Below are 11,904 nucleotides of genomic sequence, written 5' to 3'. Positions count from 1 at the left end.
TACGGCGCAGTCACCCCTTTTCCGTACCGGTTCCGTACGAAAAGAGGGAATTCCATCTAAAATATTGATTTTATTGGCGCACCCGACAGGATTCGAACCTGTGACCTCTGCCTTCGGAGGGCAGCACTCTATCCAGCTGAGCTACGGGTGCGCGCCGCGAGGACAGGGTCTCCGCATCGGCCCGGGCCGCGAGAAAGCGGCACGGGCACTGGCTTCATAGCCGAAGCGGCGCGGCGCTTCAACAGGGGATGTCGGGTCTGAAGCGTGTCGCTCCCGTCCAGGCGTGCTCCAGATGCTTCGGGTGTTTGCTTGTATTCGTCCTGAAACCGAAGCCGCTTCGGGGAAACGTGCATCAGCTTGCCGGGCGCGACGTGGAGGCGGCGGGCACACCGCGCCGTGCGGCGGGGCGGTCGGCGAAGCCGAAGGCGAGGCGCAGCGGCCAGGGCAGGCGTTCGGCTGCGACGGCGATGGCGAGCGAGAGGCAGGCGGTGATCGCGACCACGAGGCCGAACCTGGTCCAGGCGCCCGCCTCGATGGGCAGCACGTGATAGAGCGCCCAGACGATGACGGTCTGGTGGACGATGTAGAGCGCGAAGACCTTGCCGTTCAGCCAGGCGAGTGCTGCGCTGTGCCGGTCGAGATGCAGGGCGGCGAAGCCGATGGCGGCGAGGATCATCGTCCAGGCCAGCGAAAAGACCAGCGCCTTGAAGACCGGCGTCTGGTTTTCCCAGGAGCCGAGCGAGCCGGCCGCATCGTCGGCAGGCAGGAAGCAGAAGGCGTAGAGCGCGGCGGTGAGGCCCGCCGCCAGTGCGGCGCTGGTCCAGCGGCGGGCCACGACGGAACCGATGATCTCGGCATGGTGGCGGGCAAACAGGAAGCCGAAGCCGAACCATGAGGCCCAGACCGCGAACCAGGCGCCGTCATTGTAGAGTGCGTTGGTCTGGCGCGGGAAAAACGGCGTCAGCGCCAGGTTGAGCGCCAGCGGGACCAGGAAAATCAGGAAGACGAAGGGCGAGCGCACCAGGGCGGCGAAGGCCCGCGACAGGGCCACGCCCCACGGCGACTGCAGGAACCGGAAGATCGGGAACAGGCCGACGGCCATGACCAGCAGATAGGCCACGAACCACATGTGGGCCCAGGTGATGTTGCCTGCCGGATATTTTCCCTCGGTGAAGTAACGCTCGATCCAGAAGGTCAGCAGCGAACCCTGGTAGCCGTCTTCCATGACGCGCTCGAGCCAGACCTGCGGCACCACCACGACGGCCATGGCAAAGAGCAGCGGCACGAGCAGGCGCAGCGTGCGGTCGCGCAGGAAGGTGAGCCCCGGCGCGGAGCGGAAGGCAAACCACGTGCCCATGCCCGAGACGAAGAAAAGCAGCGCCAGCCGCCAGGCGCGCGGGAAATCCATCGCCCATGACAGGGCCTGGCTCGTCTCGTCGCTCTTCACCAGCCAGGACATGTCGGGGAAGAAGGCGACCGAGCAATGGTAGAGGATGAGGAGGCCGAAGGCGAGAACCCGCAGCCAGTCGACGTAATGGAGCCTGCCTGTCGTCACGATCATCGATCCCCGTTCGACGCCGCCGCGCGACGCCCGCGGGAGGAATGCTAGCGCGACAACCTTAACGACCATGCCTCCCCCTTCGGGAAAGTCTTATCGATCCGCAAGGACGACTGCCGGCGGCCTGCCGTGCCGTGCCGGCAAGCCGACGGCGCCCGGGGCGCGGACGGTCAGCTGCCGCCCGTCGGCGGGGACGGCGCCGCACCGGGATTCATCACCTGGCCGGGCTTCCGTGGCTGCGACAGCGGAGCGGGCGTCGGGGCGTTGCCCTTGAGAAGCCCGGTGCCGGCATAGATGCCGCCGGTGAGCTGCATCTCGAGCCGCTCGGCATCGCGCCGACGCACGTCCTCCATGATTTCGGCCGCCTCGGCCGCGTCGAGGCCGAGCGTCTTCAGCGTGGTCTCGCCGAAGGCGAAGGCGGATTCCAGCGTCTCGCGGATCTGGAAGTCGACGCCGGCATGGATCAGGTCGAGCGCCGCACCGCGGTCCCAGGCGCGCGCCAGCACCGGCACCAGCGGGAACTCGGCCTTGAGATGCTCGACGATGCGGATGGCGGTCTCGGCCTTGTCGACGCAGACGAGCACCGCGCGCGCGCGGCCGGCGCCGGCAGCGTGCAGGATGTCGAGCCGGGCGCCGTCGCCGTAATAGACCTTGAAGCCGAAGGTGGCGGCGACCTTGATCATCTCGACGTCGTTGTCGATGATCGACACGTCGATGCCCTTGAGCAGCAGCGGCTGGGCGGCGACCTGGCCGAAGCGGCCGAAGCCGATGACCAGCACGCTGCCGTCGAGCCCGTCGGCGACATCGACGCCGTCCATATTTTCGGCCGGGCGTGGCACCATCCGGCGCAGGCCGAGGATCGCCAGCGGGGTCAGCACCATCGAGATGATGACGATCGCGGTCAGGACCGCGTTGGTGGTGCCGTCGATAAGGCCGACGCCGGCCGCGGCCGAATAGAGCACGAAGGCGAACTCGCCGCCCTGCGCCATCACGACGGCGCGCTCCAGCGCCTGACCATGGCCATGGCGCAGCACGCGCGCCACCGCATAGATGCCCGCCGCCTTGACGGCCATGTATACCACCACCGACAGCGCCACGATGCCCCAGTTGTCGGCGACAACGGCGAGGTCGAGCGACATGCCGACAGCGAGGAAGAACAGGCCGAGCAGGATGCCGCGGAAGGGCTCGACGTCGGCCTCGAGCTGGTGGCGGAAGCTCGATTCCGACAGGAGCACGCCGGCGAGGAAGGCGCCCATTGCCATCGACAGGCCGCCGAGCTGCATGGCGAGCGCGGAACCGAGCACGACGAGCAGGGCGGCGGCCGTCATCACCTCGCGGGCATGGGCGTCGGCAAGGATGCGGAACAGCGGGTTGAGCAGCCAGCGACCGGCGACGAGCAGGCCGGCGATGGCGCCGACGCCGATGCCGACGTCGGTGAGGCGGCCGGCGAGCGTCGCCTCCTCGCCGCCCGGCGCCAGGAAGGCGATCAGCGCGAGCAGCGGCACGATCATCAGGTCCTCGAACAGCAGGATCGAGACCATGCGCTGGCCGGCGGGCGTTGCGATGTCACCGCGCTCCTCGAGCAGCTGCATGACGATCGCCGTCGAGGTGAGCACGAAGCCGGAGCCGGCGACGAAGGCGACCATCGGGGCGAGACCGAGCGCGATGCCGACGCCGGTCAAGAGCGCCGCGCAGGCTGCGACCTGGAGCAGGCCGAGGCCGAAGATCTCCTTGCGCAGGCCCCAGAGGCGGGACGGCCGCATCTCCAGGCCGATGATGAAGAGGAACATGACGACGCCCATTTCGGCGACATGCAGGATCGCCTCCGGATCGTCGAAGAGGCCGAAGCCGAAGGGTCCGATGGTGAGACCCGCGGCCAGATAGCCGAGGATGGAGCCGAGGCCGAGCCGCTTGAAGATCGGCACGGCCACGACGCCCGCCGCCAGCAGCACCACCACCTGGACCAGTTCGTTGCCGCCCGCTTCTGCCGCCATGCCGCCGGATTCCCTGCTCCGATCCCTCGATACACCACAGTTGCGCGACGGGTGCCAGCACCCCGCCGCATGGCAGGCATCACGAAGCGGTCAGAGTGCGTGAATCAATCGAGTATGCGAAAGAATGCCCCCTGAAATCCCTGAGATTCCTGGCTTAAACTGCCGAAACGGGCATTCTTTCACATCCTCTCAGCCGCCGTCGGCCGTGGCGATCGCACCGTAGAGGCCGGGCCGGCGATCGCGAAACAGGCCCCAGGCCGCGCGCTGGCGGGCGAGTGCGGCGCGGTCGAAGCTGGCGGTCAGCACCGCCTCGCCGTCCCGGCCGGCCGCGGCGACAAGCTCGCCTGCCGCACCAGCGATGAAGGAGGAACCGTAGTAGGTCTGGGTCCGGCCGCCGACGATCTCGGTGCCGATGCGGTTGGCGGCCGCCACCGGCATCAGGTTGGCGCCGGCATGGCCGCGCATGGTGATGCGCCAGTGTTCCATGGAATCGAAGTCCGGCCGGCCGGGCTCCGAGCCGATGGCGGTGGGATAGAGCAGCATCTCCGCCCCCGTCAGCGCCATGGCGCGGGCCGCCTCGGGAAACCACTGGTCCCAGCAGATGCCGACGCCGATGGCGCCGAAGGGGGTGTGCCAGACCCTGAAGCCCGTGTCGCCGGGCGTGAAGTAGAACTTCTCCTCGTAGCCCGGCCCGTCGGGGATGTGCGACTTGCGATAGACGCCGAGCACCGTGCCGGTGTCGTCGACCATGGCGACGGAATTGAAGAAGGCCTGGTTGCGGCGCTCGAAGAAGGAGACCGGAATGACCACGCCGAGTTCGCACGCGAGGTCGGCGAAGGCGGCGATCGTCGGGTGGCCTTGCAGCGGCCGGGCGCGGTCGAAATGGGCGGCTTCCTCTTCCTGGCAGAAATAGTGCCCCTCGAAGAGTTCCTGCACCAGCACGACGTTGGCACCGCGCGCGGCTGCGTCGCGCACCAGGCGGGAAGCCGTCGCGACGTTTTCCGCGACGTCGTCCGAGCAGGCGAACTGGACGACGCCGAGGGTGACTGTGGCGCTCACGTGTTGCCTTCCTCGAAGCCGGTCAGCACGCCGACCGCGTTGACGCCGATCTCCTCGACGGCGTAGCCGCCTTCCATGACGAACAGCGTCGGCAGGCCGAGCGCCTCGATGCGGCGGCCGATCTTGGGATAGTCCTCGGTGACGAGCTTGAACTTCGAGATCGGGTCCCGCTCGAATGTGTCGACGCCGAGCGACACGACGACGACGTCCGGCCCGTAGGCCATCAGCTTCAGGCAGGCGTCGACGAGAGCCGCACCCCAGCCGTCCCAGCCGGTGCCCCAGGCCAGCGGATAATTGTGGTTGAAGCCTTCTCCTTCCCCCTCCCCGCGCTCGTCGGCGTAGCCGAGGAAATAGGGGTACTCCATCTTCGGATCGCCGTGCAGGTTGAGGACCTGGACGTCGCCGCGCGCGTAGAAGATCTCCTGCGTGCCGTTGCCGTGATGGTAGTCGACGTCGAGGATCGAGACCTTGCGCGCGCCATTGTCGAGCAGCCATTGCGCGGCGATCGATGCATTGTTCAGGTAGCAGTAGCCGCCCATGAAGGCGCGGCCGGCATGGTGGCCGGGCGGACGGCAGAGCGCGAAGGCGGCGCGCTCGCCGCCGGACACCAGGCTGGCGGCGGTCAGCGCCACGTCGTGCGACGACTTGATGGCGTCCCAGGTGCCTTCCACGAAGCCGGCGCCCGCGTCGAACGAGTAGTAGCCCAGCTGCGCCTCGATGACGTCCGGCACGACGTCGCCGCGCAGGCCCCGCGTCGGCCAGGTGTAGGGCAGCGCGGTGCCACCGAAGCCCGCCGCCGTCCAGCGCTCCCAGACCGTCGGCATGAAGTCGACATAGGCGGGATCGTGCACGCGCCGGGCGGTGTCGAGTTCGAACGCGTCGGGCGGCAGGATAGGCCCCAGACCCACCTCCTCGGCCCGCGACCGGATGAACTCGGCACGCGACGGCATCTCGAAGGCCGGCATGATCCTGCCCGTCATCAGCTCGACATTGCCGGCATGGCCGGCGTGTCTCGGCGAATAGATGGTCTTCATGCGTCCCCCACTGGTCGCGTGTCTCTCCGCAAAAACCCTTAAGCAGACTTGCGCGACTTCGCCAATGTTTCGCCTTCCGCACGTCCCGGAAAGCCTGGGTTCTCGGGTGGAAAACCATAGGATGGTTTTCCGAAACTCCGCTGGTGTCTTCCAGTGAGGCAGGCAGAAAATCTGCTGGGCCAAAGGGCCCCTGCCAGCTGGTCTGGCGTCAGCGCGCATCCGGGTGCTAGCCTCTGAAAAAATCCGGAAACGAGATCCGCCATGCCGACGCCTGCCGACCTCATCGTCACCAATGCCCGCGTGCTGACCATGGACGAGGGCGCGCCTCGCGCCGAAGCACTGGCGGTGAAGGACGGCGAGATCACCTTCGTCGGCACGGCTTCCGACGCGGCGGCGTGGACCGGTCCGGACACGCGGGTCATCGACGCGAAGGGCGGCTCGGTGCTGCCGGGCTTCATCGAAAGCCACGTCCACCTGTTCATGGGTGCGGCGGAACTCGTGCACCTGCAGCTTTTCGGCGTGCACGGCTTGGAGGCGCTGAGCGAGGCGCTGACGACCTATGCGGCGCAGCGGCCCGACGACAAGGTGCTGTTCGGCCAGTCCTGCGACTACACGATCCTCGGGGTCGGCCAGCCGCTGACGCGCCATCATCTCGACCGCATCGTCGCCGACCGCCCTGTCGCGCTGGTGGCGCCCGATCATCATACGATGTGGGCGAACACGAAGGCGCTGGAGATGGCCGGGCTGCTGCACGGCAAGGCCTGCAACCCGGGCAACGAGGTGGTCGTGGGCGCCGACGGACTGGCTACGGGCGAGCTGCGCGAATCCGAGGCTATGACGCCCGTGGTGCATCTCGCCGGCGAAAGCCGGGTCCGGCTCGGCATCCAGACGGGCGGCGAGCCCGATCGCCGGCCGACGCCGGAGGAATGGGAGGCCGACAAGGCGATCATGCGCCGCGGCCTCGACTATGCCGCCAGCCACGGCATCACCTCGTTCCACAACATGGACGGCAATCTCTATCAGCTCGAGATCCTGGCCGAGATCGAGAAGGAGGGCGGCCTCCTCTGCCGCGCGCAGATCCCGTTCCATTTCAAGCCGTTCATGACGCTGGCCGACCTGGAGAAGGCGTCGCGCATGGCGCAGGACTACAGGTCGGAGTGGGTTTCTTCGGGCATGGTCAAGGTGTTCATGGACGGCGTGCTCGATTCAGGCACCGCACACATGATCGAGCCCTATGGCGACATGCCGGACTGGCGCGGCGAGCCCTATTTCTCGGATGCCGAGTTCGCCGAACTGGCGACCGAGATCGACCGGCGCGGGCTGCAGATCGCGGTGCATGCGATCGGCGACGCAGCCGTGCGCACCGTGCTCGACGGCTATGAGGCGGCGGCGAAGGCGAACGGCCGGCGCGACAGCCGCCACAGGATCGAACATATCGAGGTGACGACCGACGCGGACATGCCGCGCTATGCCGATCTCGGCGTCATCGCCTCGATGCAGCCGCCGCATCCGCCCGGCTCGATGGGCCTGCCGCTCGAGCCGACGGTCTCGAAGATCGGTCGCGACCGGTGGCGGCTGTCCTATGCCTGGCGGACGATCAAGAACACCGGGGCGCACGTCGTCTTCGCCTCCGACTGGCCGGTGTCGCCGATCGACCCGATCGCCGGCATCCAGGCCGCAGTGGTTCGCAAGCGCTGGGCGGACGACCTGCCCGACCAGGCGTTTTCCCTGCACGAGGCGATTGCCGGCTATACGGTCGAAGGCGCCTACGCGGAATTCATGGAACACCGCAAGGGCCGGCTCAAGCCCGGCTACCTCGCCGACATCGTGGTGCTCTCCGGCGATATCGAGGCTGTCGCGCCCGAAGCGCTGCACGAGGTGCGGCCGGTCGTCACGATCTGCGGCGGCCGCGTCACCTACCGGGCATAGAAGCGGAAGGGGACGACGCGGCCTGCGGCGCCGTGGTCAGCCACGGCATGTTCCGCATGTGGCCCTACCACAGCCTCGGGCAGGCCTGCGGACCTCTGGTTCGCGGCACGGGGCAGCCAGCTCCGAAAGCCTCTCCTGGCGGCATGTCTGCCTGCCGATTGCGCAGCGGCTTGTTCGATAGCCACCCGGCTCACCGGACCGCCGGTGCCTGTTCCGATATTGAACTGTCATTCAAGCTGCCGGGTTGCCAACATCGCGGCCGTATGGTCACATCGACCATGGATGGGGCCCGCCTGGCGCGGGGTGGAGAGTGAGGCGTCAACGTGCCGGAAAGTCCGGATCGGAATGCAATCGAAATCCGCCGTGTCAGCAAGTTCTTCGGCGGCGGTGACGCCCCGGTCAAGGCGCTCGACACCGTCTCGGTCGCCATCCGCGAGAATGAGTTCTTCACGCTGCTCGGCCCCTCCGGCTGCGGCAAGACCACCCTTCTCCGGCTGATCGCCGGCTTCGACTTCCCGACCGATGGCGAGATCCTGCTGCACGGACAGGACATCGCTCCGCTGCCGCCCTACAAGCGGCCGGTCAACACCGTCTTCCAGAGCTATGCCCTGTTTCCTCACCTGACGGTGGCGCAGAACATCGCCTTCGGCCTCGAGATGCTCGGCCGGCCGAAGGCCGAGATCGACGCGCGCGTGACCCAGATGCTGAAACTCGTGCGCATGGAGGAACTGCGCAACCGTTCGACGGCGCAGATCTCGGGCGGCCAGCAGCAGCGCGTCGCGCTGGCCCGCGCGCTGGCGCCGCAGCCCAAGGTGCTTCTGCTCGACGAGCCGCTCTCGGCGCTCGACTTCAAGCTTCGCAAGGAGATGCAGATCGAGCTGAAGCGCCTGCAGCACGAGACTGGCATCACCTTCATCTTCGTCACGCACGACCAGGAAGAAGCGCTGACCATGTCCGACCGGATCGCCGTCATGTCGGCGGGCAACATCCTCCAGGTCGGTTCGCCGAAGGACATCTATGATCGTCCGGCGGTACGCTTCGTCGCCGACTTCATCGGCGAGACCAACTTCCTGGAAGCCACCGTCGAATCGTCCTCCGATGGACGGGCCGGCGTCAGGCTCGGCTCCGGTGCCGTGATCGAGGCCTCCGTACCGGAGGGATTCTCGTCCACCGGCAAGGTCACGGTGGTGATCCGTCCCGAGCACGCGCGGCTTGCCGAGGCGGGCGGCGAACTTTCGGGAAAGCTCTCCAACATCGTCTATTTCGGCACCGACACGCATTTCCATGTCGATCTCGACGTCGGCGGCACCTTCATCGTGCGCGAGCAGAACACGCGCGACGACCGCCGCCGCGCCCGCGAGGGCGACCGGGTGTCGATCGTCGTCGGCAAGGGTGCCGCCCAGGTCCTGAGGGACTGAGGGGATGGCCGGCGCCGCAGAGACCGCCCGCAAGGCCGAGCGCGACGACATCCGCAAGCGCTGGCTGCTTTCGGCTCCCGCGCTGCTGATCATCTTCTTCGCCGCCGCGGGGCCACTTGCCATCGTCGTCGTCTACTCCTTCCTCGAGCCCGGCTCCTACGGCGACGTGCGCTGGACCTTCTCGACCGACGCCTGGGTGAGCGTCATCCTGCAGCGGGACATCTTCGACGAGACGCTTTCGATCGCCGACGCCCATGTGGCGATCTTCTGGCGGTCGGTGCTGCTGTCGCTCGCCACCACGGTGTTCGCGTTCCTCTTCGGCTTCCCGACGGCCTATTTCATCGCCACCCGGCCGGAGCGCACCCGCGCGCTCTGGCTGTTCCTGATCACCATCCCGTTCTGGACGAACCTCCTGATCCGCACCTTCGCGATCCAGGAGGTGATCCGCAACGAGGGCCTGCTCAACGTCGCGCTGATGAAGCTCGGGCTGATCTCGGCGCCGATCCAGATCATCTACACCGACACCGCCATCATGATCGGCATGCTCTACGTCTATCTGCCCCTGATGGTGCTGCCGCTCTACGCCTCGATGGAGAAGCTCGACTTCCGGCTGGTCGAAGCCGGCTACGACCTCTACGCCACCCGCTTCCAGGTGTTGCGGCGGATCATCCTGCCGATGGTGAAGCCCGGCATCGTCGCCGGCTCCATCCTGGTCTTCATCCCCTCGCTGGGTGCCTACGTGACGCCGCGGATCCTGGGCGGCGGTCGCAACCTGATGCTGGGCAACCTGATCGAACTGCAGTTCGGGCAGGGACGCAACTGGCCGCTCGGCGCCTCGCTGTCGATCACGCTGCTCGTCATCGTGATGGCGGCATTGCTGATCTACATCCGCTATGCCGGCACCGGGGGACGCAACCATGGCTAGCCGGTTCGACATCCGCCGCCAGACCGGCTTTCCGACGGTGGCGCTGTTCTGCTTCTTCCTGCTGTACCTGCCGCTGTCGGTGGTGGTGATCTTCGCCTTCAACGCCGGCACGTCGATCGCGGTGTGGGAAGGGTTCTCGTTCCGCTGGTTCGTGCAGGCCTGGAGCAACCAGCAGGTGGTCGACGCCTCGATCCGCTCGGTGCAGATCGCCAGCGTGGCCGCCGTGATCGCGACGGTGGCGGCCACGATGGCAGCGCTGGCCACCACCCGCACGCGGCCCTATCGCGGGCTGACCTTCAAATATGCCTTCATCAACCAGCCGCTGATGGTGCCGGAGATCGTGACGGCGGTGGCGCTGCTGATCTTCTTCTCACGCATCAAGATCGCCACGGGCTATTCCGGCCTCGGCTATCTGATGATCGCGCATGCGGCGTTCTGCATTCCCTTCGCCTACCTGCCGATCAGGGCGCGCCTCGAGAGCATGGACACAGCGCTGGAGACGGCGGCCGCCGACCTCTACGCAACGCCCTGGCAGGTTTTCCGGCGCGTGACGCTGCCGCTGCTCTGGCCGGGCATCATCGCCGGCCTGATGCTGGCCTTCGTGATCTCGCTCGACGACGTGGTGATTACGGAGTTCGTCAAATCGGCCGGTCAGGATACACTGCCCACCTACATGCTCGGGCAATTGCGTCGCGTCGTGACGCCCGAGATCAACGCGATATCGACCGCCTTCCTCGTCCTGTCGGTCGCTATCGTCACCGTCTTCTTCCTGATCAGCAGGAAGAAGACCTGAAGAACGATGCCACGACGCCAATCAATGGGAGAACGACGATGCACTGGAAACTGACCGCGACCGCCGCAGGCCTCGCGATGCTGGCCTCTTCCGGGCTCGCGAATGCCGCGGGCGAACTCAACATCTACAATTGGGGCAACTACACCAGTCCCGAGATGATCAAGAAGTTCGAGGAAGCGTTCGACGTCAAGGTGACGCTGACCGACTATGATTCCAACGACACGGCGCTCGCCAAGGTGCGCCAGGGCGGCCACGGCTTCGACATCGTGGTGCCGTCGGCCAGCGTGATCCCGATCTGGATCCGGGAAGACCTGCTGCTCGAGACAAACCCGAACCAGATGGAGAACTTCAAGAACGTCGCCGAACGCTGGAAGGACGTGCCGTTCGATCCGGGCCGCAAGTACACCGTGCCGTGGCAGTGGGGCACCGTCGGCCTGTCGGTCAACACCGCCGACTACAAGGGCGACATCAACACCTCGGCGATCTTCCTCGACCCGCCGGCCGAGCTCGAAGGCAAGATCAACGTCATTCCGGAAATGGCGGACGTGATGCACCTCGCGATCACCTACATGGGCGGCGAGCCCTGCACGGCAGACAAGGCGATCCTCAAGCAGGTGCGCGACAAGCTGCTCGAAGCCAAGCCGAAGTGGATCTCGATGAACTACGGCAACATCGAAGCCATGACCAAGCGCGACTTCCTGGCAACGGTGAACTGGAACGGTGCGTCGCTGCGCATGCGCGAGCAGGACCCGAACATCAAGTACGGCTATCCGAAGGAAGGCTATCCGATCTGGATGGACAACGTCGCCGTGCTGAAGGACGCCAAGAACGTCGAGAACGCCAAGCTGTTCATGAACTTCATCATGGACCCGCAGAACGCCGCCATGATTTCCGACTTCGCGAAATATGCGAACGGCATCGACGGCTCCGAGGAATTCATGCCGGCCAGCATGGCCGACGCGCCGGAGATCGTCGTGCCGGAAGAACTGCAGGCGGCCGGCACCTTCGCGCTGACCTGCCCGGAGGAGGCGCGCAACCTCTACACCGCGATCTGGACCGAACTGCAGAAGTAGCAGCGTCGCACCTGCCCCACCCGAGCCCCGGCGTCTCCCGCCGGGGCTTTTTTGCGTTCAAACCATTGGAAATCCAACTATGTACGGTATCGTTCATATTTGATTAAGCATCGTTAAACCT

Annotated in this window: 9 protein-coding genes and 1 tRNA gene; 5 read left to right on the top strand and 5 right to left on the bottom strand. The window is 66.5% G+C overall.

What is annotated here, in order from left to right:
• Positions 1–74: 74 nt before the first annotated feature.
• The 5 genes from N1F91_RS17830 to N1F91_RS17810 all read right to left on the bottom strand — a co-directional run bounded on the left by N1F91_RS17830 (position 75) and on the right by N1F91_RS17810 (position 5,645).
• Positions 75–151: transfer RNA gene (locus tag N1F91_RS17830), tRNA-Arg, on the bottom strand.
• Positions 152–352: 201 nt separating this feature from the next.
• Positions 353–1,561 (bottom strand): acyltransferase family protein, encoded by a 1,209-nt coding sequence (locus tag N1F91_RS17825; RefSeq protein WP_289994320.1) that lies wholly within the window; start codon positions 1,559–1,561, stop codon positions 353–355.
• 167 nt (positions 1,562–1,728) lie between these two features.
• Positions 1,729–3,552, bottom strand: a complete 1,824-nt coding sequence (locus tag N1F91_RS17820) for a monovalent cation:proton antiporter-2 (CPA2) family protein (protein ID WP_289994319.1) — start codon at positions 3,550–3,552, stop codon at positions 1,729–1,731.
• Positions 3,553–3,741: 189 nt separating this feature from the next.
• Positions 3,742–4,611 (bottom strand): N-carbamoylputrescine amidase, encoded by an 870-nt coding sequence (gene aguB, locus N1F91_RS17815; protein WP_289994316.1) that lies wholly within the window; start codon positions 4,609–4,611, stop codon positions 3,742–3,744.
• Positions 4,608–5,645, bottom strand: coding sequence for a histone deacetylase family protein (locus N1F91_RS17810; RefSeq protein WP_289994313.1), 1,038 nt, complete (start codon positions 5,643–5,645; stop codon positions 4,608–4,610). The genes aguB and N1F91_RS17810 overlap by 4 nt, the downstream gene beginning before the upstream one ends.
• Positions 5,646–5,906: 261 nt before the next feature.
• Here N1F91_RS17810 and N1F91_RS17805 point away from each other — a divergent pair, with 261 nt between their 5' ends.
• The 5 genes from N1F91_RS17805 to N1F91_RS17785 all read left to right on the top strand — a co-directional run bounded on the left by N1F91_RS17805 (position 5,907) and on the right by N1F91_RS17785 (position 11,783).
• On the top strand, positions 5,907–7,574 hold the full coding sequence (locus tag N1F91_RS17805) for an amidohydrolase (protein WP_289994311.1): 1,668 nt from the start codon (positions 5,907–5,909) through the stop codon (positions 7,572–7,574).
• 323 nt (positions 7,575–7,897) lie between these two features.
• Positions 7,898–8,992 carry an ABC transporter ATP-binding protein gene (locus N1F91_RS17800; protein WP_289994309.1) on the top strand — a complete coding sequence of 365 codons (1,095 nt, stop codon included), beginning with the start codon at positions 7,898–7,900 and terminating at the stop codon, positions 8,990–8,992.
• A gap of 4 nt (positions 8,993–8,996) precedes the next feature.
• The gene (locus N1F91_RS17795; RefSeq protein WP_289994307.1) at positions 8,997–9,917 is read left to right on the top strand and encodes an ABC transporter permease; all 921 of its coding nucleotides are present in this window, start codon (positions 8,997–8,999) and stop codon (positions 9,915–9,917) included.
• Complete coding sequence (locus N1F91_RS17790; RefSeq protein ID WP_289994303.1) at positions 9,910–10,710, top strand: ABC transporter permease; 801 nt, start codon at positions 9,910–9,912, stop codon at positions 10,708–10,710. Before N1F91_RS17795 ends, N1F91_RS17790 begins: the two co-directional genes overlap by 8 nt.
• Before the next feature lie 38 nt (positions 10,711–10,748).
• Positions 10,749–11,783, top strand: a complete 1,035-nt coding sequence (locus N1F91_RS17785) for an extracellular solute-binding protein (protein ID WP_289994301.1) — start codon at positions 10,749–10,751, stop codon at positions 11,781–11,783.
• Positions 11,784–11,904: the final 121 nt, after the last annotated feature.

It is taken from the genome of Aquibium sp. ELW1220 (genome assembly GCF_030398385.1).
Lineage (GTDB): Bacteria > Pseudomonadota > Alphaproteobacteria > Rhizobiales > Rhizobiaceae > Aquibium.
The sequence above is the reverse complement of the archived record's forward strand: the minus strand, read 5'-3'. Positions and strand labels throughout refer to the sequence as shown.

Excerpts from the sequence above, each read along its gene's own strand:
- N1F91_RS17825 (WP_289994320.1), bottom strand. The coding sequence starts at position 1,561 with ATGATCGTGACGACAGGCAGGCTCCATTACGTCGACTGGCTGCGGGTT.
- N1F91_RS17820 (WP_289994319.1), bottom strand. The coding sequence starts at position 3,552 with ATGGCGGCAGAAGCGGGCGGCAACGAACTGGTCCAGGTGGTGGTGCTG.
- N1F91_RS17810 (WP_289994313.1), bottom strand. The coding sequence starts at position 5,645 with ATGAAGACCATCTATTCGCCGAGACACGCCGGCCATGCCGGCAATGTC.
- N1F91_RS17805 (WP_289994311.1), top strand. The coding sequence starts at position 5,907 with ATGCCGACGCCTGCCGACCTCATCGTCACCAATGCCCGCGTGCTGACC.
- N1F91_RS17795 (WP_289994307.1), top strand. The coding sequence starts at position 8,997 with ATGGCCGGCGCCGCAGAGACCGCCCGCAAGGCCGAGCGCGACGACATC.
- N1F91_RS17790 (WP_289994303.1), top strand. The coding sequence starts at position 9,910 with ATGGCTAGCCGGTTCGACATCCGCCGCCAGACCGGCTTTCCGACGGTG.
- N1F91_RS17785 (WP_289994301.1), top strand. The coding sequence starts at position 10,749 with ATGCACTGGAAACTGACCGCGACCGCCGCAGGCCTCGCGATGCTGGCC.